25 protein-coding genes are annotated in these 25,355 nt (G+C 72.6%); 11 read left to right on the forward strand and 14 right to left on the reverse strand.

Annotated features, from left to right (window positions below; genetic code table 11):
• Positions 1-27 precede the first annotated feature (27 nt).
• On the reverse strand, positions 28-2,649 hold the full coding sequence (locus ACZ5DC_RS26705) for a DUF6185 family protein (protein WP_468656789.1): 2,622 nt from the start codon (positions 2,647-2,649) through the stop codon (positions 28-30).
• Positions 2,650-2,827: 178 nt separating this feature from the next.
• Here ACZ5DC_RS26705 and ACZ5DC_RS26710 point away from each other — a divergent pair, with 178 nt between their 5' ends.
• Positions 2,828-3,250, forward strand: coding sequence for a hypothetical protein (locus tag ACZ5DC_RS26710; RefSeq protein WP_468656791.1), 423 nt, complete (start codon positions 2,828-2,830; stop codon positions 3,248-3,250).
• Positions 3,251-3,351: 101 nt separating this feature from the next.
• On the opposite strand, the gene ACZ5DC_RS26715 is transcribed toward ACZ5DC_RS26710, so the two are convergent.
• From ACZ5DC_RS26715 to ACZ5DC_RS26725, 3 genes are read right to left on the reverse strand one after another with little or no spacing between them, the layout of a single operon-like run.
• The gene (locus ACZ5DC_RS26715) at positions 3,352-4,485 is read right to left on the reverse strand and encodes an Mrp/NBP35 family ATP-binding protein (RefSeq protein WP_468656793.1); all 1,134 of its coding nucleotides are present in this window, start codon (positions 4,483-4,485) and stop codon (positions 3,352-3,354) included.
• A 43-nt stretch (positions 4,486-4,528) separates the two neighbouring features.
• Positions 4,529-5,143 (reverse strand): DUF1003 domain-containing protein, encoded by a 615-nt coding sequence (locus tag ACZ5DC_RS26720; RefSeq protein ID WP_366752057.1) that lies wholly within the window; start codon positions 5,141-5,143, stop codon positions 4,529-4,531.
• Entirely contained in the window at positions 5,133-6,422 is a 1,290-nt protein-coding gene (locus ACZ5DC_RS26725) for a magnesium transporter MgtE N-terminal domain-containing protein (RefSeq protein ID WP_468656795.1), read from the reverse strand. Before ACZ5DC_RS26725 ends, ACZ5DC_RS26720 begins: the two co-directional genes overlap by 11 nt.
• Positions 6,423-6,660: 238 nt before the next feature.
• Here ACZ5DC_RS26725 and ACZ5DC_RS26730 point away from each other — a divergent pair, with 238 nt between their 5' ends.
• Positions 6,661-7,395 carry a hypothetical protein gene (locus ACZ5DC_RS26730; RefSeq protein WP_468657193.1) on the forward strand — a complete coding sequence of 245 codons (735 nt, stop codon included), beginning with the start codon at positions 6,661-6,663 and terminating at the stop codon, positions 7,393-7,395.
• A 43-nt stretch (positions 7,396-7,438) separates the two neighbouring features.
• Here ACZ5DC_RS26730 and ACZ5DC_RS26735 read toward each other — a convergent pair whose 3' ends face one another.
• Both ACZ5DC_RS26735 and ACZ5DC_RS26740 read right to left on the reverse strand, forming a co-directional pair.
• Positions 7,439-7,954, reverse strand: a complete 516-nt coding sequence (locus tag ACZ5DC_RS26735) for a hypothetical protein (RefSeq protein ID WP_468656797.1) — start codon at positions 7,952-7,954, stop codon at positions 7,439-7,441.
• A gap of 33 nt (positions 7,955-7,987) precedes the next feature.
• Positions 7,988-9,112, reverse strand: coding sequence for a magnesium and cobalt transport protein CorA (locus tag ACZ5DC_RS26740; protein WP_366752053.1), 1,125 nt, complete (start codon positions 9,110-9,112; stop codon positions 7,988-7,990).
• A 458-nt stretch (positions 9,113-9,570) separates the two neighbouring features.
• Here ACZ5DC_RS26740 and ACZ5DC_RS26745 point away from each other — a divergent pair, with 458 nt between their 5' ends.
• Positions 9,571-10,155: a suppressor of fused domain protein gene (locus ACZ5DC_RS26745; RefSeq protein ID WP_468656799.1), complete on the forward strand. Its 585-nt coding sequence runs from the start codon at positions 9,571-9,573 to the stop codon at positions 10,153-10,155.
• 51 nt (positions 10,156-10,206) lie between these two features.
• On the opposite strand, the gene ACZ5DC_RS26750 is transcribed toward ACZ5DC_RS26745, so the two are convergent.
• Positions 10,207-11,430 carry an MFS transporter gene (locus tag ACZ5DC_RS26750; protein WP_468656801.1) on the reverse strand — a complete coding sequence of 408 codons (1,224 nt, stop codon included), beginning with the start codon at positions 11,428-11,430 and terminating at the stop codon, positions 10,207-10,209.
• A 195-nt stretch (positions 11,431-11,625) separates the two neighbouring features.
• Here ACZ5DC_RS26750 and ACZ5DC_RS26755 point away from each other — a divergent pair, with 195 nt between their 5' ends.
• The 3 genes from ACZ5DC_RS26755 (at position 11,626) to ACZ5DC_RS26765 (ending at position 14,022) form a co-directional block, all read left to right on the forward strand.
• The gene (locus tag ACZ5DC_RS26755) at positions 11,626-12,267 is read left to right on the forward strand and encodes a DUF6758 family protein (RefSeq protein WP_058081818.1); all 642 of its coding nucleotides are present in this window, start codon (positions 11,626-11,628) and stop codon (positions 12,265-12,267) included.
• Between the two features lie 175 nt (positions 12,268-12,442).
• A complete protein-coding gene (locus tag ACZ5DC_RS26760) occupies positions 12,443-13,297 on the forward strand; it encodes a PHP domain-containing protein (RefSeq protein ID WP_468656804.1) in 855 nt (284 codons plus the stop codon).
• Positions 13,298-13,416: 119 nt separating this feature from the next.
• Positions 13,417-14,022, forward strand: a complete 606-nt coding sequence (locus ACZ5DC_RS26765; protein WP_468656806.1) for a MarC family protein — start codon at positions 13,417-13,419, stop codon at positions 14,020-14,022.
• Positions 14,023-14,095: 73 nt separating this feature from the next.
• Here the strand turns inward: ACZ5DC_RS26765 and ACZ5DC_RS26770 are convergent, their stop codons facing one another.
• Entirely contained in the window at positions 14,096-14,248 is a 153-nt protein-coding gene (locus ACZ5DC_RS26770; protein ID WP_171153060.1) for a hypothetical protein, read from the reverse strand.
• Positions 14,249-14,475: 227 nt separating this feature from the next.
• On the opposite strand from ACZ5DC_RS26770, the gene ACZ5DC_RS26775 reads away from it, so the two are divergent.
• Complete coding sequence (locus tag ACZ5DC_RS26775; RefSeq protein ID WP_468656808.1) at positions 14,476-15,372, forward strand: NYN domain-containing protein; 897 nt, start codon at positions 14,476-14,478, stop codon at positions 15,370-15,372.
• Positions 15,373-15,394: 22 nt separating this feature from the next.
• Here the strand turns inward: ACZ5DC_RS26775 and ACZ5DC_RS26780 are convergent, their stop codons facing one another.
• On the reverse strand, positions 15,395-16,282 hold the full coding sequence (locus ACZ5DC_RS26780) for an alpha/beta fold hydrolase (RefSeq protein WP_468656810.1): 888 nt from the start codon (positions 16,280-16,282) through the stop codon (positions 15,395-15,397).
• Positions 16,283-16,409: 127 nt separating this feature from the next.
• Positions 16,410-19,133 carry a DEAD/DEAH box helicase gene (locus ACZ5DC_RS26785; protein ID WP_468657195.1) on the reverse strand — a complete coding sequence of 908 codons (2,724 nt, stop codon included), beginning with the start codon at positions 19,131-19,133 and terminating at the stop codon, positions 16,410-16,412.
• Positions 19,134-19,637: 504 nt separating this feature from the next.
• On the opposite strand from ACZ5DC_RS26785, the gene ACZ5DC_RS26790 reads away from it, so the two are divergent.
• On the forward strand, positions 19,638-20,384 hold the full coding sequence (locus ACZ5DC_RS26790) for a ferritin-like fold-containing protein (protein WP_468656812.1): 747 nt from the start codon (positions 19,638-19,640) through the stop codon (positions 20,382-20,384).
• Positions 20,385-20,423: 39 nt separating this feature from the next.
• Here the strand turns inward: ACZ5DC_RS26790 and ACZ5DC_RS26795 are convergent, their stop codons facing one another.
• From ACZ5DC_RS26795 to ACZ5DC_RS26810, 4 genes are all read right to left on the reverse strand, one after another.
• Entirely contained in the window at positions 20,424-20,693 is a 270-nt protein-coding gene (locus ACZ5DC_RS26795) for a hypothetical protein (protein WP_014674831.1), read from the reverse strand.
• A gap of 167 nt (positions 20,694-20,860) precedes the next feature.
• Positions 20,861-21,088 carry a DUF3107 domain-containing protein gene (locus ACZ5DC_RS26800; protein WP_366752044.1) on the reverse strand — a complete coding sequence of 76 codons (228 nt, stop codon included), beginning with the start codon at positions 21,086-21,088 and terminating at the stop codon, positions 20,861-20,863.
• A 135-nt stretch (positions 21,089-21,223) separates the two neighbouring features.
• The gene (locus ACZ5DC_RS26805; RefSeq protein WP_366752043.1) at positions 21,224-21,865 is read right to left on the reverse strand and encodes a TetR/AcrR family transcriptional regulator; all 642 of its coding nucleotides are present in this window, start codon (positions 21,863-21,865) and stop codon (positions 21,224-21,226) included.
• 301 nt (positions 21,866-22,166) lie between these two features.
• The gene (locus ACZ5DC_RS26810) at positions 22,167-22,409 is read right to left on the reverse strand and encodes a hypothetical protein (RefSeq protein ID WP_468656815.1); all 243 of its coding nucleotides are present in this window, start codon (positions 22,407-22,409) and stop codon (positions 22,167-22,169) included.
• A gap of 197 nt (positions 22,410-22,606) precedes the next feature.
• Between ACZ5DC_RS26810 and ACZ5DC_RS26815 the strand changes: the two genes are divergently transcribed.
• Genes ACZ5DC_RS26815 through ACZ5DC_RS26825 form a run of 3 tightly spaced genes read left to right on the forward strand, consistent with a single transcriptional unit; the run spans position 22,607 to position 25,232 of the window.
• Entirely contained in the window at positions 22,607-23,605 is a 999-nt protein-coding gene (locus ACZ5DC_RS26815) for an alpha/beta fold hydrolase (protein WP_468656817.1), read from the forward strand.
• Positions 23,606-23,613: 8 nt separating this feature from the next.
• Positions 23,614-25,080 carry a DUF3152 domain-containing protein gene (locus ACZ5DC_RS26820; protein ID WP_468656819.1) on the forward strand — a complete coding sequence of 489 codons (1,467 nt, stop codon included), beginning with the start codon at positions 23,614-23,616 and terminating at the stop codon, positions 25,078-25,080.
• A 56-nt stretch (positions 25,081-25,136) separates the two neighbouring features.
• Positions 25,137-25,232, forward strand: a complete 96-nt coding sequence (locus ACZ5DC_RS26825) for an Ms4533A family Cys-rich leader peptide (RefSeq protein WP_309550493.1) — start codon at positions 25,137-25,139, stop codon at positions 25,230-25,232.
• Positions 25,233-25,355 lie beyond the last annotated feature (123 nt).

The raw sequence follows: 25,355 nt of genomic DNA on the forward strand, positions 1-25,355 counted from the left end.
TGCCGCCGCCCGGGCCGGCCCGTGCGTTCAGCGGGTCAGGCTCTTGAAGATCGTCACGATGGCCACGAACTGGGCCAGGATCCAGGTGACCCCCACGGACAAGCCGCGTAGCTGGTGGATGGAGACCAGCAGGGCGAAACCGCTGGGCCAGTACTTCCGCTCCCTCCGGAACGTCGCCAGGTCCATCCAGACGCTGGTGAGCGTCAGGACGGCGAGGAGCAGCGCGGCGTACAGGAGCAGCTGGCGGGGATCGGTGTCCATGAGGTGGATGAGCGCGGCGGCCAGCACCGCCGGGAAGCCGTAGGCGGCCGTGAGGAGCCAGGCCCGCCCCTGGCTGCGGTGCCCGGGCAGCAGGCGCCACAGCGCCCCCAGCGTGAAGCCGGCGACCGCCCACCCCAGCTGGTAGAGGACCAGGTCCGCGATGAACTCCGGGAGGCCGATGGGGGAGTACAGGGCCTGCTGCCGGGCGTAGGCGTCCTGCGCCTCGTAGTAGACGAGCAGCGCGGTGGCCGGCGTCCCGAACCAGAACGCCAGACGCGCCGCGCGAACCGCGTTGGACCACCAGTGCCCTTCAGGTCCCCAGGCCAGCGCGAGGTCCAGCACCGAGATCTGCTCCGGTGGGTCGTCCCCCTCGTACGCGGTGACCACCCACTGGTGCAGCTCGTTCAGTTTCTCCTCCAACTGCTCGCAGGTCACCTGGCCGGCGTGACCCTGGTCCAGCAGGTGCATCTGGTGGTTCGCGGTGCGGTACTGCCGGGCCTTCTCCAGCAGTTCGTTCCTGTCCTGCTCGCCGCCCAGCCGCTCCCCGCGCCAGTGCTCCCCCATCCGGCTCAGCACGGACCACCGCCGCCCCAGGGCGAGAAGGGCGTACAGGGCGAGGATGTTCAGGCCCAGCCAGACGCCGTACAGCGCGCCGGCGCCCGCGAACCGCGCGGCCCGGACGCCGACGAAGAAGGCGAACAGCGAGACGGTCAGCAGGAGATCCGGCCTGCTCGGCCCCAGCGGGAACCGCTCGTGTCCCCGGCGGCCGGGTGCCCCGGGCGGTCTGCTGCGAAAGCGCAGCAGAGCCAGCAGGGCGATCCCTGTCAGCACCCAGCTGTAGGCGTAGAGCCATCTCAGGTCGGTGTAGAAGAAGTTGGCGAACATCTGGCTCAGGGCCGCGTTGTGAGCAGCGGGGTCGGGCTGCTCGACGAGCCAGTTGACGCGTGCCCAGCGCCGTTCGTTCACCCACCAGGCGCACGCCAGGAGGGCCACGGCGACGCCGGCCAGCACGCTTCCGGCCACGGCCACGCACCGGACCGGGTCGTCGTCCCAGCACCTGGTCCAGCGTCGCCCGCGCAGCAGTCCTCCTTCGCGCACGAAGCGCCAGGCCCAGGCGGCCATCGCGGCCAGCCACAACCACACGGTCACCAGTCCCAGCAGGGCGAGCCCGAAGCGGCCGAAGGCGGTCGTCGTCCTCGCCGCCAGGCTCCCGGGAAGCCCGAAGACATCGTGGGCCAGGATCACCAGCAGGCCGGTGCCCGCCACCGCACACGTGGTCGCCATGACGGCGAGCGCCTGACGGTGCCGGCTCTCCGCCGGCCGGGCCGGCGCGTCCGGGCCGGCGCCCGCCGGGGTCTGTGACGCGCCCGGGCTCCACGGGCGGGCGGCGAAGACGAGGGCCACGCCCGCGGGGATGCACAGAAGGGCGTGCGACCGGGGGGAGAACCGGCCCTGGGGGACGAACAGGAGCAGTGCCAGAGCGACCCCCGCGCTCAGACCGGCCCACTCCAGCAGCGTGCGCGTGAAACTGACGTCCTGTCCGGAGCCGGTGTCCGGGGCGTCCGCCGTGGACGGCCGGTCCTCCTCCTCCGGTGCCGGCCGCCGTGCCGCGCCGGGCCCGGTGGCTTGCTCGGCGGGCCCGGCACGCAGTGCGGCCACGGCGATCAGGATCGAGGCGCACACCCACCACGAGGCGATGCCCGCGGTGGCCCAGAGCGACTGACCGAGCTCCATCGGCAGCAGGCGCTGCCAGGGTGGATCGACCTCCACCTGTACCTCTTCGGGCAGCTTGTCCTCCCACACGAGGTGGCTCCCGGTGGAGAACGACGCGTGTTCCACGAGGTCGTTGAAGCTGAGGCCGCCCAGATCGACCTCGATCCGCTCCCAGCGGGCGGTCTGGAGCGTCGGCGGCCACAGGTAGATCATCCACGTCCGTCCCGTGGGGATGACCTGCCAGGGGCCCACGAGGACGGGGTTTTCCGAAGTGATCCAGTTGTAGGCGACGTAGTGCACCGTGACCTCGGCGTCGGTGGCGGTCACCACCGGGTCGTGGTGGCGCCATTCGCTGCGGCCCCCGGGGGCCTCGTCCCCGAGCAGCAGGCACCGCATCGCCTGGCGGTATTGCGGGGACTCCTCACCGAACGTCAGATGCCTGGCGTGCGGCCACTGTCGGGGCACCCGTACCGTCATGTCGGACGTGAGCAGGGGAGTCGAGCGCTTGTGCTGCTCCAGCCGCAGGGTGGCGCTGACGGTGCTTCCCCTGAGGCCGTCCGCCATGCAGCCGGTACCGGCATCGCGCTGCCGTGCCTGGGCCGGACCGCACCCCCCGGCCCAGGCCGCCAGCGCCAGGAGCGGCAGCAGCAGCCGCCACCACCGAGTCATCGCCATAGGGCCGCCACCTCTCCCTGTCCCGGCGAATGTAGACAAAGCGTTGTACATGTCATGCGTGGACACACGGCGGACCGCCCTCACCCACCTGCTTGGGCGTGCCGGCGGCATTTGCGGGGGCTGGTCGGGCGTCCGACAATGGAAGCCCGGTGACCGTCAGCCGATTGACGGAGGACCCATGACCGACACCGAAACGGGCGTCCCGCGCACTCCGCTTCCCCGGTTCGAGGAGGCCGAAGGACTGGGGCCCCAGGACGCCGAGTTCGTCGAGGATCTGGTGGCGGTGCTGGCCAGGCACGGGAATCTGGACCGGTTCGGACTCTGCCTGCTGCACGACCACTTCCCGCTGCGCGCCGGTGAAGTGCTGGTGGAGACGAACGACCCCGTGGCCCGCACACTGCACGCCCACGTCGAGAAGGCGGACGGGACGCGGCACGCCAAAGCGTCGCAGTGGCGGTTCGTGCCGCACGCCGGGCAGGAGCCGGGCGACGCGGGGGCCGCGGGCGGCTCCGTGCAGGAGATCATGCTGTGCACCACGCTCGACCTCTGCCCCGGGCGCGCGGACGGCCACGAGCGCCGTGACGACCACGAGAGCCGTTGAGCGCGCCGGGTACGAGGTGAGCGCGCCGGGTACGGCGAAGGGGCGCCGTCCGTGAAGACGGCGCCCCTTCGGCGTGGCGGATCCGGAACGCGGCGGCGGACCTAGAACTTGTTCTTCGGCGTGATCCCCAGCGACAGCCCCGCCAGCCCCCGCTGCCGCCCGCCCAGCTTGCCGGCGATCGCGCGCAGCGCGGAGCCCGCCGGGGAGTCCGGGTCGGTCAGGACGACCGGCTTGCCCTCGTCGCCGCCCTCGCGGAGGCGGACGTCGATCGGGATGCTGCCGAGGACGGGAACGGACGCGCCCGTGGTGCGGGTGAGACCGTCGGCGACCAGCTGGCCGCCGCCCGTGCCGAAGACGTCGACCATCTCGCCGCAGTGCGGGCAGGGCAGGCCGGACATGTTCTCGACCACGCCGACGATCTTCTGGTGGGTCTGCACGGCGATGGAGCCGGCCCGCTCGGCCACCTCGGCCGCCGCCTGCTGCGGGGTCGTCACGACCAGGATCTCGGCGTTCGGGACCAGCTGGGCGACGGAGATCGCGATGTCACCGGTGCCGGGCGGCAGGTCCAGCAGCAGCACGTCCAGGTCGCCCCAGTAGACGTCCGCCAGGAACTGCTGGAGGGCGCGGTGCAGCATCGGGCCGCGCCAGACGACCGGCGCGTTGCCCGGGGTGAACATGCCGATCGAGATGACCTTCACGCCGTTCGCGGACGGCGGCATGATCATGTTCTCGACCTGGGTGGGGCGGCCGTCGGCGCCCAGCATGCGCGGCACGCTGTGGCCGTAGATGTCCGCGTCCACGACGCCGACCTTCAGGCCGTCCGCCGCCATCGACGCGGCCAGGTTCACCGTCACCGAGGACTTGCCGACGCCGCCCTTGCCGGACGCGACCGCGTAGACCCGGGTGAGGCTGCCCGGCTTGGCGAACGGGACCTCCCGCTCGGCCTGGCCGCCGCGCAGGGCCGTCGCCAGCTCCTTGCGCTGCTCGTCGCTCATCACGTCCAGGGTGACGCCGACGCGGGTGACGCCCTCGACCCGGGAGACCGCCTCGGTGACGCGCTGCGTGATGGTGTCGCGCATCGGGCAGCCGGACACCGTCAGGTACACGGTGACCGCGACCGCTCCGTCCGCGCCGATCTCCACCGATTTGACCATCCCGAGTTCGGTGATCGGGCGGTTGATCTCGGGGTCGTTCACCGTCGCCAGTGCCTCGCGCACCGCGTCTTCCGTAGCCATAAGGACGATGGTACGGCGCGCCGAGGGGCGTCCGGGATGCCCCTCAGCGGTCGTCTGTGTCACGTCCCGGCGGCCGTTCCGCCCGTTCCGCCGGGAATACGACGTGACCCGGGTGCCCGTCGTGGCGGCGGCGCTCCTCCAGCTCCTTGACCAGGTCCTGGAGCTCCGAGCGGATCCAGTCGCGGGTGGCCACCTCGCCCAGGCCCGTGCGCAGGGCGGCGACCTCCCGGGTCAGGTACTCGGTGTCGGCGATGGACCGCTCGTTCTGCTTGCGGTCCTGTTCCAGGTTGACCCGGTCCCGGTCGTCCTGCCTGTTCTGCGCGAGCAGGATCAGCGGGGCCGCGTAGGACGCCTGGAGGGACAGCATCAGGGTCAGGAAGATGAACGGGTACTCGTCGAAGCGCAGGTGGCGGGGCGCGGCGACGTTCCACACCACCCACACGATGATGACGACCGTCATCCAGACGATGAAGCGCCCGGTGCCCAGGAAGCGGGCGATCTTCTCCGACAGCCGGCCGAAGGCCTCCGGGTCCCACTCGGGCAGGATCCGGCGGCGCGGCGCGCGCGGCTGGTCCAGCCGGGTGGTCCGGGGCCGCCCGGCGGCCGTGGCGCCCGCCGGATGACGCTCGCGGGTCGCGGTCTCGCGCTCAGGAGCCATGCGTGGGCGCCTCCTCTCCCTGATCGAGGTGGAACTCTGTCTCGCGCCAGTCGTCGGGCAGCATGTGGTCCAGTACGTCGTCCACGGTCACCGCGCCGAGCAGCGACCCGGACTCGTCCACCACGGGCGCCGCCACCATGTCGTACGTGGCGAAGAACCCGGCGATGACCGGCAGGGCCGCGTCCGGGGACAGCGTCTGGAGATCGTCGTCCACGAGCGAGCTGACCAGGGTGTACGGCGGGTCGCGCAGCAGCCGCTGGAAGTGGACGGTGCCCAGGTACTTGCCGGTCGGGGTCTCGTCGGGCGGGCGGCAGACGTAGACCTGGGCGGCGAGGGCGGGGGACAGGTCCGGGTTGCGGACCCGGGCGAGCGCGTCGGCGACGGTCGCGTCGGGCCGCAGCACGATCGGCTCCGTCGTCATCAGACCGCCGGCCGTGTGCTCCTCGTACGACATCAGGCGGCGCATGTCGGCCGCGTCGGAGGGCTGCATCAGGCTCAGCAGCCGCTCCTTGTCCGCCTCGGGCAGCTCAGCGAGCAGGTCGGCCGCGTCGTCCGGGTCCATCGCCTCCAGCACGTCCGCCGCGCGCTCCTCCTTCAGCTTGCCGAGGATCTCGATCTGGTCGTCCTCCGGCAGCTCCTCCAGCACGTCGGCGAGCCGGTCGTCGTCCAGGGCGGCGGCGACCTCGGCCCGTCGTTTCGCGGAGAGGTGGTGCAGGACGTTGGCGAGGTCGGCGGGGCGCAGCTGCTCGAAGGTGGCGAGCAGGCTCTCGGCGCCCTGTCCGTGCTCCTCCAGCGAGAACCCGGTGACGGCCGACCACTCGGCGGTCAGCGTCTCCCCCTTCGCCCGGCGGAAGGCGCCGCCCTTCCTGCCCTTGCGCAGGAAGACGCGGTCGACCTCCCAGTCCCGGCGGGCGGGCAGCTGCTGCACGGACACGTCGAGGACGGTGACCTCCTCGCCGGTCTCCACCAGCGTCACGCGCCGGTCCAGCAGTTCGCCGAAGACCAGCCGCTCGGTGGGCCGCTGCTCGAACCGGCGGACGTTGACCACGCCGGTGGTGATGACCTGGCCGGACTCGATGCCGGTGACCCGGGTCATGGGCAGGAAGATGCGGCGTCGGGTGGACAGCTCGACGACCAGTCCGAGGACGCGCGGGGGCCGTCGTCCGACGCGCAGCATGACGACCAGATCGCGGACGCGACCCACCTGGTCGCCGGTCGGATCGAAGACGGGGACCCCGGCGAGGTGCGAGACGAAGATCCGGGGGGCGCCGGCTGCCATGGCTGTGCTTCCTTTGCCTGGGAGTCGCTGGGAGTCTGCCTGGGAGTCGCTGAGGACTGCTGTGGGTGGAATTTGCTCGGATTTGCCCGCGCGGGTGCGCTTCAGGCTAGCCCGTACCGCTCGGATACGCCCTGGTGGGGGGTCCGGACGGACTGGCTCCGCCGGGCGGGCGGGGCACCGGTACGCTGCGGTACGCCGCTCAGGAACCGTCAGAAAGGCGATCCCACCCGTGACTGCGATGCCCCGGGGCCGTGCCCGCCGGACCGCGCTGCTGACCGCGACCTGCGCCCTGGCGGTGACGGGAGCGATGGTGCTGTCGGGCTGCGGCGGCGACGACCCGGACGCGGGCACCAACGGGGTGGGCAAGCTGCCCGCCGACAGGATCCAGGCGAAGACGCGGGCGGCGGCGGAGGCGGCGTCGGCCGTGCGGCTGGCCGGGACCGTGGTGACCAGTGGCCGTACGTACCGGCTGGACATGCGGCTCAAGGACGCCGGCGGGACCGGGTCGGTGACCTCGCAGGGGGCGACCTTCAAACTGCTGCGGATCGGCGAGGAGCTGTACCTCAAGGCCGACGCGGACTTCTGGAGCCACGCCGACGGCAGCGACGGCGCCGCGGGCAAGCTGGACGGCAAGTACGTGAAGGTGCCGCAGGGGGATCCCTCGTACAAGAAGTTCAGCGGTTTCACGGACAAGGACGTCCTCCTCGACGGTCTCCTCACGCTGCACGGCGCGTTGGCGACGGACGGCCACCACACCGACGGGACGGGTACCCGCACGGTCCGCGTCACCGGCGACAAGGGCGCCGGCGGCACGCTGGACGTGTCCCTCGAGGGCACGCCCTACCCCCTGCGCCTGGTCCGCGCCGGCGACGCCGGGACGCTCCGCTTCTCCGACTGGGGCAGGAACTTCACCGTCGAGGAACCGGCCAAGTCGGAGACGGTGGACTACGGCAGGCAGCTGCCGGCGTCGTAGGGGAGCCGCGGGGTCGTGGGACTGTTGCCGCGGGGGCGGCCGGTCACTTGCCCTTCCGGCGTCCGAGCAACAGTTTCGGCAGGCCCGCCGGCACCGGTCTGCGGGTGGTCGCCGGAGTCGTGACCGGGCGCTGCGCCAGGTTCCCGTCCGGCAGCGCGGCCACCGGTCCGGCCGGTGCCAGGCGGAGCACCCGGCACTCGCGGGCCCAGCGGGCCGGCATCCGCTCGCCGTCGGGGGCGTTCAGCCGCTTGCCCTTCAGCTCGGCGACGGCCGCCTCCCACTCCGGCGAACCGGACACCAGCTCGGACACGGTCGCCGCGAACGTCACCAGCCGGCCGCCCTTGTCCTTGCTGCGCACGCTCACCTCGGCGGAGCCCCCGTCGGCCAGCCCCTCCAGAGGCTGCTCACCGGGCCCGTCACCGACCACGCACACCGCACCCTCGTGCCACACGTGCCACAGCGCACGCGCGGCCGTGGCCCCGGCGCCCCTGACCCAGATCAGGCCGGACTTCTTCGCGGCCTCCTCGATGAGGGCCCGGTCGAGCAGCTCGCTAGTCATGCGCCCCAGCCTAACCAGGCCGTACCGGCCCGCTCACAGCCAGCCGTTGCGCTTCAGCGTGCGGTGGATGCCCACACACAGCGCGGCCGTGATGCCCATGATCACCGGGTAGCCGTACTTCCAGTGCAGCTCGGGCATGTACTGGAAGTTCATGCCGTACACCCCGCACACCATCGTCGGCACGGCGATGATGGCCGCCCACGCGGTGATCTTGCGCATGTCCTCGTTCTGCGCGACGGAGGCCTGCGCGAGGTTGGCCTGGAGGATGGAGTTCAGCAGTTCGTCGAAGCCCAGCACCTGCTCCTGGACCCGGGCGAGGTGGTCGGCGACGTCCCGGAAGTACTTCTGGATGTCCGGGTCGATCAGCCGCATCGGCCGCTCGCTCAGCAGCTGCATCGGCCGCAGCAGCGGCGCCACCGCCCGCTTGAACTCCAGCACCTCGCGCTTGAGTTGGTAGATCCGCGCGGAGTCCACACCGCGCGAGACCCCGCCCCGGCGGCCGGGTGAGAAGACCTCGGTCTCCACCTCGTCGATGTCGTCCTGGACGGCGTCGGCGACCGCGATGTAGCCGTCCACGACGTGGTCGGCGATGGCGTGCAGCACGGCCGAGGGGCCCTTGGCGAGCAGCTCCGGGTCGTCCTGGAGGCGGTGCCGCAGGGCGCGCAGCGAGCCCTGGCCGCCGTGCCGGACGGTGATGAAGAAGTCCCGGCCGGTGAAGCACATCACCTCGCCGGTCTCCACGACCTCGCTGTTGGCGGTGAGCCGGTCGTGCTCGACGTAGTGGATGGTCTTGAAGACGGTGAACAGCGAGTCGTCGTACCGCTCCAGCTTCGGCCGCTGGTGGGCCTGCACCGCGTCCTCGACGGCCAGCGGGTGCAGTCCGAACTCGCTCGCGATACCGGCGAACTCGGCCTCGGTCGGCTCGTGCAGCCCGATCCAGACGAAGCCGCCGTCCCGGCGCACCAGCCGCATGGCCTCCTGCGGGCTGAGCGGCCCCGGGCTCTGCACACGGGCGCCGTCGCGGTAGACGGCGCAGTCGACGACGGCCGAGGGCGAGCCGGGGGCGCGCGTGGCGTCGTACGACGTGCTCGTGTCCTTGCGCAGCGAGACACGGGACGACGGGCGGACCACGGCGCGCAGGTCGCGGATCATCGACATGGGCAGGCTCCTTCGCGGGCGGGCAGCGAGGGCACGCGGCGACGGGTGGAACTACCCGGAATGGGGACGTCCTGAGTGCGTGTGTTTGGCACGTCCACAAAGCGGGGAGCACCGCACCGTCACGGTGGCGACTTCGCTGCTGACGCAGAACTGATTCAGGTCAGACAGATCAGGCAAAGCGAAACGAAGTGCTCTTCCGAACGACGGAGCGCAGGGGAAGGCGGCGGCCAGCCGGTAACTACATCAGCAGCCGGAAGAGCGAGTGGTACTGCACGGTCGACTTCGATCCATGACAGCCCCACCTCCTCCGGCCGGTCCCTCGTAAGGGAGTCCCATCGGCGTCGGGACCCGACGGCACGCTTCGGCGTGCTGGCCCCGAACCACCGGCTCAGAGTACCAGCCGCCCGTACTGTCAAGGCGCCGCTTTGCCCGCCGCTGACGAGTTCTATGCTCGGCGCATGGCTGATGTTCTTCCTCTGGTCGAGGCCCGGTTGACCACCGCGCTGGGCGAGCCGGACGCCCGAGCCGCGGTCACCTTCCTCGGCACGGACCGCATCGAGGTGCTCCGCTTCCAGGAGGGGGACGTCGTCCGTTACGCCACCCTCGGCATGTCCCGGCACCCCATGGCGGACCCCACGGCGATGCTCGCCGATCCGGTCAAGGGCCCCCGCGCCGAACTGGTCCTGTCGGTCCGCGCGGGCCTCGCCGACACCGGCAAGGTGCTGCGCCCGCTCGCCGTGCTCGCCGCGACTCCGCAGGTGGAGGGGCTGGTGGTGACCCCGGGCGCCTCGCTGGACGTGGGCGAGCCGCTGTGGCCGGGTGCCCCCTTCACCTCCGTGCTGGTGGGCGAGCCCGGCGGGCTGGTTCAGGACCTGGAACTGGACGCCCCGATGGACCCGGTGCGGTTCCTGCCGCTGTTGCCGATGACCCCGAACGAGGCCGCCTGGAAGCGGGTGCACGGCGCCCAGGCCCTCCAGGAGCGCTGGCTCGGACACGGGACGGACCTGAGGGACCCCGTCCGCCGATCCGTCCCGCTGGACTGATCCGGCCCCGGCCGTGCGTGACCGAACTCACCAACACAAGGCCGGATCCGGTCAGTTGGCGAAGACGCCGACCCCGTCCTCGGTGGCGTGCTTCGGCTCCAGCACCTCCGCCTCGTGGGTGAGGGCCCTGCGCCGGACGGCGACCACGAGCGCGCCCAGCACCGCCGTGACGGCCGCGACCGCGAACGGGACGTGGACGTCGGTCCACTCCTCGATCTTCGGCGCGAAGTAGGGCGCTGCGGCGGCCGCGAACCAGCGGACGAAGTTGTAGCCCGCGCTCGCCACCGGGCGCGGCGCGTCCGACACCCCGAGGGCCAGCTCGGTGTAGACCGTGTTGTTCACGCCGATGAAGGCACCGGACAGGATCGTGCAGACGACGGCCGCGGTGTGACCGCCGTAGCCGAGCACGAGGACGTCCGCCGCGAGCAGCACCAGCGAGCCGCCGAGCACCTTCAGCGAGCCGAACCGGGCCTGCATGCGCGGGGCGACGATCACCGAGAAGACGGCGAGCAGCACACCCCAGGCGAAGAAGACCGCGCCCGAGCGGTACGGCGTCATGTTCAGCACGAACGGCGTGAAGGCCAGCACCGTGAAGAACGTGTAGTTGTAGAAGAACGCCGAGACCGCCGCCGAGGCCAGGCCGCCGTGGCCGAGCGCCTTGAGGGGGTCGAGGACCGAGGTCTTCCGGGCCGGCTTCGGCTGCTCCTTCAGGAACGCCGTGATGCACAGGAAGCCGATCGCCATCAGCGTGGCCGTGCCGAAGAACGGGTAGCGCCAGCTCACGTTGCCGAGGACCGCGCCGAGCAGCGGGCCGCAGGCCATGCCGAGGCCGAGCGCGGACTCGTAGAGCAGGATCGCGGCCGCGCTGCCCCCGGCCGCCGCGCCGACGATCACCGCGAGGGCGGTCGAGACGAAGAGGGCGTTGCCGAGCCCCCAGCCGGCCCGGAACCCGACGAGCTGGCCGACCGAGCCGGAAGTGCCGGCCAGGCCGGCGAAGACGACCACGAGGGCGAGGCCCAGCAGCAGGGTCTTGCGGCCGCCGATGCGGCTGGAGACAAAGCCGGTCAGCAGCATCGCGACGGCGGTGATCAGGAAGTACGAGGTGAAGAGCAGGGACACCTGGCTGGCGGTGGCGTGCAGGCCCTGCGCGATCGACGGCAGGATCGGGTCGACGAGACCGATGCCCATGAAGGCGACGACGGAGGCGCCGGCCGTGGCCCAGACCGCCTTGGGCTGTCGCAGGATGCCGCCGGCTCCCGCGTCGAGGGGGTCCATGTGCTTCTCCCATCCTCACGATAGATAGTTGGGCTATGCACATAGTAAGTTAGGTCGGCTAATTAATGCAAGGTGCATCTATCCTGCTCGGCCGCCTGGAGACGGAGCACCTCGGCGGGGCACAGGGAGGGCACTTCGGTCCGGACGGGTGATCGTCCTTGACGTGGGCGGGCAGGGGTAGGACCGTGGAGCCCTATGAGGGGCGAACCCAGTTGCCCGAGGTGCGGTGGCCGGGTCAGGGCTCCCGGACTCTTCGCCGACGCGTGGCAGTGCGACGTGCACGGCACGGTGTATCCGCTGCAGCCCGTGATCCCGCCCAGCGTCGAGGCGCTCAACGCCGTCGTGCACCGCACGCAGGTGCCGGTGTGGATGCCGTGGCCGCTGCCCGTCGGCTGGCTGTTCACGGGGGTGGCGTACGCCGGTGACGACCGCAGCGGCGGCCGGGCGACCGCGGTGGCCTGCTCCGGCCCCGGACCGCTCGGCGGGCCCGGCGAGCTGATCCTGATCGCCGAGGAGCTGGGCGTCGGCCTCGGCGCGCACTACGCGGGCATCGACGGCCCCGACCCGGGGTCGTACATGAACGTGGAGAAGCCGCCGGAGGCCAAGGTGCTGGCCGCCGGCCGCCCCACCCCGCTCTGGCACGTCTACCGCACCCCGGACGACCGCGCCGTCTTCGCCGGCGAGGCGCTCGGGATGTGGCTGTGGGCGGTCATGTGGCCCGAGCAGTCCGGTCTGCTCATGTACGACGAGCTGGTGCTGACCGACTTGCGGGAGGCGGGGGCGGAGCTGGACCTGGTGCCCTGCGGGGCGTTGTCGCCGCGCCTGCTCCGGCCGTGACGCCCCCGGGGTGCCGGGTTCCGTGGCTCGCGCCCGCGGGTGAGCCGTGGTGGCCCGCGCCCCTTCCGGGGCGCTGAAGTAAAGGGTGCTCACCGGTTGCGGGTGTGACAGTAGGGGTCGAAAACACCGCTATCCTTAGGTGTCCCCCTGCTTCCGTCCGTGTCCTGGAGTCGTCGTGCGTATCGATCTGCACTGCCACTCCACGGCTTCCGACGGTACGGACAGCCCGGCCGAGCTGGTGCGCAACGCCGCCGCCGGCCTGGACGTCGTCGCGCTGACCGATCACGACACCACGCGGGGGTACGGCGAGGCGATCGGCGCGCTGCCCGAGGGGCTGACGCTGGTCACCGGGGCCGAGCTGTCCTGCCGGGTCGACGGCGTCTCGATGCACCTGCTGGCCTACCTCTTCGACCCCGAGGAGCCCGCCCTGCTCGCCGAGCGCGAGCTGGTCCGGGACGACCGGGTGCCGCGGGCCAGGGCGATGGTCGCCAAGCTGAACGCGCTCGGCGTGCCGGTCACCTGGGAGCAGGTCGAGCGGATCGCCGCCGGAGGGTCGGTGGGGCGCCCGCACGTCGCCTCGGCGCTGGTCGAGCTGGGCGTCGTACCGACGGTGGGCGACGCGTTCACCGAGGAGTGGCTGGCCGACGGCGCGCGGGCCTTCGTGGAGAAGCACGAGACCGACCCCTTCGAGGCGATCCGGCTGGTCAAGGCCGCGGGCGGGGTCAGCGTGTTCGCGCACCCGGCCGCCGCCAAGCGCGGCCGCACCGTGCCGGAGTCCCGGATCGCGGAGATGGCCGAGGCCGGCCTGGACGGCATCGAGGTCGACCACATGGACCACGACGCCGACGCCCGGGACCGCCTGCGGGGCCTGGCGAAGGAGCTGGGGCTGCTGGTCACGGGCTCCTCGGACTACCACGGCAGCCGCAAGACCGTGGCGCTCGGCGCCTTCACGACCGACCCCGAGGTCTACGGGGAGATTACCCGGCGGGCGACGGGCGCGTTCCCGGTGCCGGGGACCGGCGGAGCCTGAGGCCCTCGGAGGGCCGTCCCGCCGTACCGCTTCACACCCGCGGTCCGTACTGCCTCATGCCCGCGGTCCGGACCGCCTCACGCCCGTAGTTCCTCTTCCCGCAAGGCCTGCACTTCCCCATGTTCGACATCGCCGTGTTCGGCTCGCTGTTCCTGACCCTCTTCGTCATCATGGATCCCCCCGGGATCACCCCGATCTTCCTCGCCCTGACCGCCGGGCGGCCGGCCAAGGTACAGCGGAGGATGGCCTTCCAGGCCGTCTGCGTCGCGGGCGGGGTCATCGCCGTCTTCGGCGTCCTGGGCCACCAGATCCTGAACTACCTGCACGTGTCCGTGCCCGCCCTCATGATCGCGGGCGGGCTGCTGCTCCTGCTGATCGCGCTGGACCTGCTGACGGGCAAGAACGACGAGCCCCAGCAGACCAAGGACGTCAACGTGGCGCTCGTGCCGCTGGGCATGCCGCTGCTGGCGGGGCCAGGTGCGATCGTGTCCGTGATCCTGGCTGTGCAGAAGGCCGACAGCGTGCCGGCACAGCTCTCGGTGTGGTCCGCGATCCTCGCGATCCACGTGGTGCTGTGGCTGGTGATGCGCTACTCGCTGCTGATCATCCGGATCATCAAGGACGGCGGTGTCGTCCTGGTGACGCGGCTCGCGGGCATGATGCTCTCCGCGATCGCCGTGCAGCAGATCATCAACGGGGTCACCCAGGTGATCCGGGGGAGCTGAGCCGTCGGCGGCTCGGCTCCCCCGGAAAGCTCGAGTGGCGGACGGGCCCGTGCGCGGGCCGTCCGGGTGCGGGTTACGAGGCCGGGGTCTCGGCCGGGCGGATCCACAGGCGCTGCCCTACGGCGGCGGCCTGCTGAACGATCCGGTTGACGGAGGCGGCGTCCACGACGGTGCTGTCCACGGCGGTGCCGTCGACCTCGTCGAGTCGCATGATCTCGAAGCGCATGGCTTCTCCCTTCGTCTGGTCATCCTCCTGCGGAGAACTACTTCGGGTGACCTCTGGTGTATCCAGCGTCGTACGTAGTCAACGCGCCGCGTGTTACAAACATTCCCTACGCTAAAGAAATTTTTCGAACAACTAATTACCGACCGGTAAGCGACATGGCGGACGCCGGGACGGGACCCACCGGGACCGGTTGTGTCCGCACGGTGACCACCGGGACAATAGAGGCGATGAACGACGACCTGGCCGGCCTCGGTGCCCGTATCGCCCGCACGAACGAGCTGCTGGAACGCATGCTCGCCGAGGTGGCCAAGACGCCCTCGACACACGCGATCTTCGTCGACGCGGGCTACCTGTACGCGGCCGTCGGCCGGCTGGTCGCCGGGACCGAGGACCGCCGCGCCTTCGACCTGGACGCCGAGGGCCTGATCGACGCCCTCATCGACAAGGCGCGCACGATCTTCGCGGACAGCCGGCTGCTGCGCGTCTACTGGTACGACGGCGCCCGGCGCCGCATTCACACCGCCGAGCAGCAGGTCATCGCCGAACTGCCCGACGTCAAGGTCCGCCTCGGCAACCTCAACGCCAACAACCAGCAGAAGGGCGTCGACTCGCTGATCCGGACCGACCTGGAGTCACTGGCGCGGCACCGCGCGATCAGCGACGCGGCCCTCCTCGGCGGCGACGAGGACCTGGTCTCGGCGGTCGAGGCGGCCCAGGGCTACGGCGCCCGCGTCCACCTGTGGGGCATCGAGGCGCCCGAAGGCCGCAACCAGGCCGAGCCGTTGCTCTGGGAGGTCGACAGCCAGCGCACCTTCGACCTTCAGTTCTTCAAGCCGTACGTCTCCCGGCGCACGGCCGCCGCGTTCGAGCCCGCCGGCGGGGCCCGCCCCAGCCGCGAGGACGTCCGGTTCGTCGGCGCCCAGATCGCGGCGCGATGGCTCGCCTCCCGGGGCCGCGACGCGATGGTCGAGCTGTTCCCCGGCCACCCGTACCTGCCCGGCTCCGTCGACCAGGACCTGCTGGTCGAGGCCGAGGAACTGCTCCAGTACTCCCTGCGCGGCCAGGCGGACCTGCGACGGGCGCTCAGGGACGGGTTCTGGGAGCATCTTCAGTCGCAGTACTAGGCCCCGTCGTCCGCAGCACCCTTCACCGTGCGGTGCCCGGGGCGGTGCCGTCCCAGAAGTCGGCGAGCGCGCGGGCCGTCTCCAGCGGGCGGTCGGTGTTGGGGGAGTGCTCGGCGCCCTCGACCACCGTCCGGCGCGCCTCCAGCCGCACCGCCATGCCGTCGAGCAGCGGCAGCGGCCAGGTGTCGTCCCGCGCGCCCGACAGCACGTGGAACGGCAGCGGTACGGCCGCCAGTTCCGCGACGCGGTCCGGCTCGGTGCACAACTGGCGGCCGGTGGCGAGGAGTTGCGCCGGCTTGGTGCCCAGCCAGCGGCGCCGCAGGTCGGCCCGGTCGTCCAGGCCCGCGTCGAGCGCCGGGGTCTCCGTCTCCTCCGGTGGCTCCATCGCCTGGATGGTCTCCCACACCTCCGCCATGCTCAGCACCGCGAGCGCGTCCCGGAGCAGCTTCACGCGCTCCTGCTGGTGCGCCGAGATCTGCGCCGGGCCCGAGGCCATCAGGGTGAACGACAGGAAGGGGGCGTGGTCGAGCAGGACGGCCGCGCGCGCGATCTGGCCGCCGAGTGAGTGGCCCAGCAGGTGCACCGGGCCGCCGATCGCCTCCGCCTGCGCGAGCACGTCCCGCGCCAACTCCTCCTGCGCGTAGGCCGCCTCGTCCGTCGCCGGTCCGTCCGACTCGAACTGCCCCCGCCCGTCCACGGCGACGGTCCGGTATCCGCGCTCGGCGAGCGGCACGTGCAGCGGGTTGAAGTCCTCCTTGCTGCCGGTGAACCCCGGCAGCAGCAGCGCGACGCCCCTCGGCTCGACACCGGCGGCCACCGGCGCGTCGACCACGGCGAACTCACCGCGCGCCGTCCGAAGGGGGTACGCGCGGGCACCGGGGGGCGGGACGAAGGTGGGGGGCCTGCTCATGGGGAGAGGTTATCGGGAGGGGGCGGGGCCGGGTGATCGGGAGCGGGCGGGGTGGCGCCGGGCACCTCCGGAAACGCCGATGGCCGGGTCCACTGTCGTGAACCCGGCCATCGTGGCGCGGGGCCGGTCAGGCCTCGGGAGCCTCCACGGCCGCGGTGGCCTTGCGGGTCCGGCGCGGCTTCGGCGTCGTCTCGACGGCCTCACCGGCAGCGGACGCCTCGGCAGCGGACACCGCGGTCTTGCGGGTCCGGCGCCGCGGCTTGACCTCCGGCTCCCCGGTGGCCTGCGCCGGGATCTCCGGAGCAGCCGCCTCGGCGACGGCCTTGCGGGTCCGCCGGGCCTTGGGAGCGGTGACCGCTTCCCCGTCGACCGCGTCCACGGCGGCGGCGGTCTTGCGGGTCCGGCGCGGCTTGGCCTCGGCCTCGACCGTCTCCGGCTCGGCGGCGGCGGTCTTGCGGGTCCGGCGCGGCTTGGCCTCGGCCTCGACCGTTTCCGGCTCGGCGACCGTGGCCTTGCGGGTCCGGCGGGGCTTCACCTCGGTGGCCTCGGCCGTCTCCGGCTCGGCGACCGCGGCCTTCCGCGTGCGGCGCGGCTTGGCCTCGGCCTCCGTCTCGGTGGCCTCGGGTGCCGTGGCGGCGGCCTTGCGGGTCCGGCGCGGCTTGGCTTCCGTGGCCTCGGCGGTGTCGACGGCGGTCTCGGCGGCGGCGGCGGTCTTCCGGGTGCGGCGCGGCTTGGCCTCGGCCTCGACCGTTTCCGGCTCGGCGACCGTGGCCTTGCGGGTGCGGCGGGGCTTCACCTCGGTGGCCTCGGCCGTCTCCGGCTCGGCGGCGGCGGTCTTCCGGGTGCGGCGCGGCTTGGCCTCGGCCTCAGGGGCGTCCGGCGTGGCCGGCTCCGCCGCCTTGCGGGTGCGGCGGGGCTTCACCTCGGTGGCCTCGGCCGTCTCCGGCTCGGCGGCGGCGGTCTTCCGCGTGCGGCGCGGCTTGACCTCGGCCTCGGGGACCTCCGGCGCGGCGGCGACGGTCTTGCGGGTCCGGCGCGGCTTGGCCTCGGCGGCCTCGGCCGTGTCCAGCGCCGCATCCGCCGGGGCGGCCGGCTCGGCGGTCTTGCGGGTACGGCGGCGCGGCTTGGTCTCCGGGGCCGGGGCGGCCTCGGCGGCGGGCTCCGTCGCCGGGGTGTCCGCGGTCACGGGCGCGGTGACGGGCTCGGCCACCGGGGCCCTGTCCACGGTCTGCTCGGTCGCCGGGGGCTCGGCCTGGGCCGGGGCCACGGCGGACTCGGTCACCGGGGACTCGGCCGCGGCCGACCGGCGGGTGCGCCGGCGGCGCGGCTTGTCCGGGGTGTCGAGGCCCGCGGGACCCTCGGCCGTGGTCACCGTCTCGACGGCGGCCTCGGGAGCCGTCGTCGGCGTGGCGGCGGCCGTCACCGGCTCCGCCGACGCTCCGCCGCGCGTACGGCGACGGCGGCGCGGGGTGCGGGTCGCGCCCGGGGTCTCCTCACCGGAGGTCTCCGTGGCCGGCGCGGCCGGGGAGGCGTCCAGCACGGCGCCACCGCGGGTGCGCCGACGGCGGCGCGGCGTACGCGCCGGGCGCTCGGGCTCGGCCGGGGCCGACTCGGCGCGGCCACCGCGGCCGCCCCGGCCGCGACCGCCGCCCCGTCCGCCGGTCTCGCCCAGGTCCTCCAGCACCTCCGCGTCCAGCCCGGCGCGGGTCCGCGCGGAGCGGGGCAGGGTGCCCTTGGTGCCCTCGGGGATACCGAGGTCGGAGAACAGGTGCGGGGAGCTCGAGTACGTCTCCACCGGGTCGTTGAAGTCCAGCTCCAGCGCCTTGTTGATCAGCTGCCAGCGCGGGATGTCGTCCCAGTCGACGAACGTGATCGCCGTGCCCTTGGCGCCCGCGCGGCCGGTGCGGCCGACGCGGTGCAGGTACGTCTTCTCGTCCTCGGGGGACTGGTAGTTGATGACGTGGGTCACGCCCTCGACGTCGATGCCGCGCGCGGCGACGTCGGTGCAGACGAGGACATCGACCTTGCCGTTGCGGAAGGCCCGCAGGGCCTGCTCGCGGGCGCCCTGGCCGAGGTCGCCGTGGACCGCGCCGGAGGCGAACCCGCGGCGCTGGAGCTGCTCGGCGATGTCGGCGGCCGTGCGCTTGGTGCGGCAGAAGATCATCGCGAGTCCGCGGCCCTCGGCCTGGAGGATGCGGGCGGCCATCTCCGGCTTGTCCATGTTGTGCGCGCGGTAGACGAACTGCTTGATGTTCGCGACCGTAACGCCCTCGTCGTCCGGCGCGGTGGCGCGGATGTGCGTGGGCCGGGACATGTAGCGGCGGGCGAGGCCGATGACCGCGCCCGGCATCGTGGCCGAGAACAGCATCGTCTGGCGCTTGGCCGGCAGCATGTTGACGATCTTCTCGACGTCGGGCAGGAAGCCCAGGTCGAGCATCTCGTCGGCCTCGTCGAGGACCAGGCACTTGACGTGCTTCAGGTCGAGCTTCTTCTGCCCCGCGAGGTCGAGCAGGCGGCCCGGGGTGCCGACGACCACGTCGACGCCCTTCTTCAGGGCCTCCACCTGGGGCTCGTAGGCCCGGCCGCCGTAGATCGCGACCACGCGCACGTTACGGACCTTGCCGGCCGTCAGCAGGTCGTTGGTGACCTGGGTGCACAGCTCGCGCGTGGGGACGACGACGAGCGCCTGCGGGGCGTCCGTGAGGTCTTCGGGGGTGGCGCGTCCGGCCTCGACGTCGGCGGGGACGGTGACGCGCTCCAGGAGCGGAAGACCGAAGCCCAGCGTCTTGCCGGTGCCGGTCTTGGCCTGGCCGATGACGTCCGTGCCGGAGAGGGCGACGGGGAGTGTCATCTCCTGGATGGGGAAGGGGGTGGTGATGCCGACGGCCTCCAGGGCCTCGGCGGTCTCGGGGAGGATTCCGAGTTCTCGAAACGTCGTAGTCAGGGTGCTGCCTCTTCTGTGTGCGCGGTGCGAGGCGAGCGAGCGGGGGTCATGTCTGACCGTGCCGGGGACGTCGGCTGCCGTACGGACGAACCACTCGGGCAAGCCGTATGACACGGGACCTCTGCCGACGCTCTAGCGCTCGTACCGCTGAGGGTTCCCTCCTGCCGTCGTACGGGCACTGCCGTACGGCCTTGGAGGGCTGTCGGGTCGGAGCCGATCGGGCCACCGACCGGGCATCCTCATGCGTGCGGCCTGTCGTGACACGTCGAGCATCGTCGACGCACTCTGGCAGGCGCATTACCACCATACCCCGGAATCGCGCACATGCGATGGCCGATTTGGTCACGTAGTCGTGGTCACACTCGTTGACCAGGGCTTGAGCGGGGCGTAGAGCGGGCTATTGTGCGCCTCATGACTAGCTCTGACAAGCCTGAGAACGCGTCCGCCGAACCCGCCGAACCCACCGGTGTCGCCGCCCAGGACTGGGCGCAGGCGTCCGCCGACCCGCAGTACCGCGCCGCGGTCGTGGATCTGCTCGGCGCCCTCGCGTACGGGGAGCTGGCGGCGTTCGAGCGGCTCGCGGAGGACGCCAAGCTGGCGCCGACCCTCGCGGACAAGGCGGAGCTGGCGAAGATGGCCTCGGCCGAGTTCCACCACTTCGAACGGCTGCGGAACCGGCTGACCGAGATCGGCGAGGAGCCCACGGCCGCGATGGACCCGTTCGTCGCCGCGCTCGACGGCTTCCACCGGCAGACCGCGCCCTCGGACTGGCTGGAGGGGCTGGTCAAGGCGTACGTCGGCGACTCGATCGCGAGCGACTTCTACCGCGAGGTCGCGGCCCGGCTCGACTCCGACACGCGCGAGCTGGTGCTCGCCGTCCTCGACGACACCGGGCACGCCGAGTTCGCGGTGGAGAAGGTGCGGGCCGCCATCGACGCCGACCCGCGCGTGGGCGGCCGGCTGGCGCTGTGGGCGCGGCGGCTGATGGGGGAGGCGCTGTCGCAGTCCCAGCGGGTGGTCGCCGACCGGGACGCGCTGTCCACGATGCTCGTGGGCGGGGTGGCCGACGGCTTCGACCTCGCCGAGGTCGGCAGGATGTTCTCGCGGATCACCGAGGCGCACACGAAGCGGATGGCCGCGCTCGGCCTGGCGGCGTAGCGCTCCGGCGGGGGCGGTCGCGCCCTTCGGGAACAGCCCTCACGCCGTCGCCGACCGGCGGCGCAGGCGGCCCGCGGGGCGCAGGAGCAGGGACAGGGACGCGACCGAGATGACCGCCGCGCCCAGGAGGCTGAGCAGGGCCGTGCCGGGGCCCAGGGCGGTGTGGGTGACGAAGTCGCCGAAGAGGGCTCCGGCGATGCCCGTGCAGTACACCAGCGGGCGGGCCGGCAGCCGGTGGGCGAGGCGTTGGGCCGCCGCCCAGGCGAGGATCAGACCGAGCACGGCGGAGCCGAGTGCTTCGAGGATCATGTCGGGGGTCCCTCCCACGGCCGGTCTGGCTCGACGGTCGTAGCCCGTCTTACCCGTGACCTGCGAATTGCAATCCTGCCTGTGAGGGACCTGTGCTCCATCCGTGTGCAGGTCACGCGGAAGGGCCCGGCGGCACACGGCCGCCGGGCCCTTCCCACGACTGCGGCCTAGAGCGTGCCGAAGCCGACCTTGCGCACGGTCGGCTCGCCGATGTCCACGTACGCCAGACGGTCCGTCGGCACGAGGACCTTGCGGCCCTTCTCGTCCTGGAGGCTGAGCAGCCCCGTCTTGCCGGCCAGCGCCTCGGCCACCACGCGCTCGAGCTCCTCGGCGCTCTGACCGCTCTCCAGAACGATCTCGCGGGGCGCGTGCTGCACGCCGATCTTGACCTCCACGGCTATGTCCCTCCGACGGTCAGTGATGTGCGCGATCTTCCGCGCCCTACGCTGCACACATTAGCCCGGTGAGGGGGGCGTACACGTTGCGGGCCGGAACGCCAGGAGCGAACACCGCGCGGGAACAAACGGCCGTCAGTGGTGCTCGCTGCCGTGCAGCGGGAAACCGGCGATGCCGCGCCAGGCCAGCGAGGTCAGCAGCTGCACCGCCTGGTCGCGCGGCACGCTGCGGTCGCTGTGCAGCCAGGAGCGGGCGACCACCTGGGCGAGTCCGCCGAGACCGGAGGCGAGCAGCATCGACTCCGCGCGCGAGAGGCCGGTGTCCTCGGCGATGACGTCGCAGATCGCCTCGGCGCACTCGTTGGTGACCTTGTCCACGCGCTCGCGCACCGCGGGCTCGTTCGTCAGGTCCGATTCGAAGACCAGGCGGAAGGCGCCGCCGTCGTCCTCCACGTAGGCGAAGTAGGCGTCCATCGTCGCCCGGACGCGCTGCTTGTTGTCGGTCGTCGACGCGAGCGCGGTGCGCACCGCCTGGATCAGCGACTCGCAGTGCTGGTCCAGCAGCGCGAGGTAGAGGTCGAGCTTGCCGGGGAAGTGCTGGTAGAGCACCGGCTTGCTCACGCCGGCCCGCTCGGCGATGTCGTCCATCGCCGCGGCGTGGTAGCCCTGCGCGACGAAAACCTCCTGGGCGGCGCCCAGCAACTGGTTCCGCCGGGCCCGGCGCGGCAGACGCGTGCCCCGTGGGCGTGCCGCCTCAGTTTGCTCGATGGCTGTCACGCCGCCTCCCAAAGTCGTCCACATGCGGTGTAGGCCGCGCGGCCATCGTACTTTTCGGTAACCGTGGTGTGCGCGGTGCGAGCGCAGAATTTCACGTACCGGACGGGTGGCGAAAGCCGTACGGGCCGCCGGCCGGGGCCGGGCGGCGCCCGCGCGGTCCTGCGAGGTCGGCGCAGGGCGCCCCTCGCCGGCCCGGACGCCGGCCGTCGCCGGCGCGACGGTGCCCCTCCCCGGGGGCGGCGGCCCTCCCCGGCGCGGCGGTGGCCGTCTTCGACTTCGGCGGTGGCCGGCCTCGGCGCGGCTAGCGGTAGTCGTCCTCGTCGAGCGAGACCACGCGCGCCTGTTCGACGAGGTCGGCCTCGTTCCCCCGGTACGGGTCCACGTCCGTCAGCGGGTCGTCACGGTCCGGCGCGATGTCCGCGTGCTGCTCGGCGGCGTCCACCTCGGGCGCCTCGACGTCCCTCTCCACTGCCGCGTCGGGCTCCAGGTCCTCGATGTCCTCGATGTCCTCGATCGCGTCGGGCTCGGTGGGGTCATAGGCCATGGTGGGCTCCCTTCCTACGAACGTCCCCGGAATCGACAGGGGCCACACGCGGGTGCCCTCTGTACGAGACTAGGAGACGGCTGATCCGGACGCCATGCCGTCGGGCCCGTTCGGTGCCTGGTTCTCCGGATCCGGCCGGTTCAGTCTGTGACGGCGAACACATCAACCGTGACGTGATCACCTCGTAACATTGCCGCATGTCTTCGACCGAGTCGCCCTCCGTGCCGGCCGCCAGTGTGCTGCCCAGGGTGGCGCCCGTCCGGGTCGGCGAGGGCGAGCGGCTGCGGTCCGTGGGCCTGCCCGGCGTCACCCTGACGGTCCGCTCCCGGCCCCCCGCGCGCGAGGACCTGCCGCCCGCGCTGTACGTCCACGGGCTCGGCGGTTCCTCGCAGAACTGGTCGCCGCTCATGGCGGAACTGGACGGCGTCGTCGACGGCGAGGCACTCGACTTGCCGGGCTTCGGCGACTCCCCGCCCCCGGACGACGGCGACTACTCCGTCACCGGGCACGCGCGCGCGGTGATCCGCTACCTCGACGCGGCCGGCCGCGGCCCGGTCCACCTCTTCGGCAACTCGCTCGGCGGCGCGGTCGCCACGCGCGTCGCCGCCGTGCGGCCCGACCTCGTCCGCACGCTCACGCTCGTCTCGCCCGCCCTGCCCGAACTGCGGGTGCAGCGCAGCGCGGTGCCGACCGCCCTGCTCGGCGTCCCGGGCATCGCCGCGCTGTTCACCCGGCTCACCAGGGAGTGGACGGCGGAGCAGCGCGTGCGCGGCGTCATGGCGCTCTGCTACGGCGACCCGGGCCGGGTCTCGCCGGAGGCGTTCCGGTACGCGGTGGAGGAACTGGAGCGGCGGCAGCGCCTTCCGTACTTCTGGGACGCCATGACCCGCTCCGCGCGCGGCATCGTCAACGCCTACACGCTCGGCGGCCAGCACGGGCTGTGGCGCCAGGCCGAGCGGGTGCTGGCCCCCACGCTGCTGGTCTACGGCGGCCGGGACCAGCTCGTCGGCTTCCGCATGGCCCGCAAGGCCGCCCGGGCCTTCCGCGACTCCCGGCTGCTGACCCTGCCGGACGCCGGGCACGTCGCGATGATGGAGTACCCCGACGTGGTGGCGGGCGCGTTCCGGGAACTGCTGACGCAGACGGCCGGCGCCGGCGAGGCCGGCCGCCCGGCCGTCACGGACACGAGGAGCTGAGGTCCGGGGTGGGACGCCACAGCCGCCGCGGACCGGCCCCGAAGGGCGAGTCCGCGGACATAGCCGCACGGCGGGAGGAGCGGCGCGGTGCGCGCTCCGATGACGGGCGCGGCGCGCGCTCGGCGGACGACAGGGGCGACGGGCCCGGCAGTTCCGACCGGCGTGACAGCGACGACCGGGGAGACGGCGGCGGCGGCGCGGCCCGTCCGGCCGACGGCACCCCTGCGCGCGGTGTGCCGAGGGTTGCCGACGGCACCGCGGCCCGTGGGGTTCCGAGGGCTGCCGACGGCGCCCCGGCGCGGGGTGCGTCCAAGCTTGCCGACGGCACTCCGGCGCGGGGTGCGTCCAAGGTCGCCGACGCCACCCCCGCCCACGGCGTGCCGGGGCCGGCCGGTGACGCGTCGGCTCGGGCTGCCCGAGGCGGCCATCCCGAGCAGCGGGAAGCCGGCGGGGGCTGGGGCGAGCTGACCGGGCGGCGGGCCGGCAGCGGCGGGCCCGGTGTGGTGTTGCCACGGCAGCGGCAGGCCGAACCGGGTGCCCCGGGCCCGGGCGGGGCACGGCGCCGCCCCGGGCCCCGTCAGGAATACCTCGAAGCCTTCGACGCCGGCGGCTCCGGAGACGGCCCGCGGGACACCGGGAACGCCGCGGCCCCCGCGCCCGGCGCCGGTGTGCCCGCGCAGCGCGGCGGGACCAAGGGGTGGGCGTTCACCGGCATCGCGGCGGCCGCCGTCACCACCGTGCTCGCGGTGGTCGTCGCCGGACAGGTGACCCAGGGGCAGGACGGCACCGGCGCGCCGTCGGCCGCCGCCGCGACCGGTGAGGCGCGTCTCCCGGGGGACGTGCCGACGCCCTCCGCCGCGCCGAGCGCGGTGACACTGACGTACGACCAGAAGATGGGCCGGACGTACCCGCTCGACGCCACGCTGAAGGGCCCCGGGAAGTTCGACGCCGTGCCCGGGTCCGACAAGGCGCCCGGCACAGGGCAGAAGTACCGGTACCGCGTCGACGTCGAGGAGGGGCTCGGACTGGACGGCGCGCTGTTCGCCGAGGCCGTGCAGCGGACCCTGAACGACAAGCGCAGCTGGGCCCACGGCGGCGCCCGTACCTTCGAGCGGATCTCCTCCGGCAAGCCGGACTTCGTGATCACGCTGGCCAGCCCCGGCACCACGGCGACGTGGTGTGCCAAGTCGGGCCTGGACACCACGCAGGACAACGTTTCCTGCGACTCGGCCGCGACCGAACGCGTCATGATCAATGCGTACCGGTGGGCTCAAGGAAGCAAGACGTACGGTGACCGGATCCATGCGTACCGGCAGATGTTGATCAACCATGAGGTCGGCCACCGGCTCGGCCACGGACACGTCAGCTGCCAGAAGGACGGCGAGCTGGCGCCCGTCATGCAGCAGCAGACCAAGTTCCTGGACCACGACGGGATCCACTGCCGGCCCAACCCCTGGCCCTACCCCACGAGTTGACATGCACCGCATATGTCACATTGACATCAGCCGCACGGTCGTCCATATTTCTGCCCATGTGGTCTAGTCATGCCGTCTGCAGCAGCGCCGCCATCGAGCTGGCGCTCATCGGCGTGACCGCGCTCTGCGTGGCCGACATCCACTGTCGCTGACGCCGCCTCCCCGGCGTTCGCGTCGCGACCTTCTCCTCCTTCTCTCCGTGACCGCGTCACGGATTTCTTCGACGACCCGGCGCCGGGGCCGACGTCTGTCCGCAGGCGTCTCACTCCTCGTCC

The sequence above is a fragment of the Streptomyces sp. NPDC031445 genome (assembly GCF_055581365.1).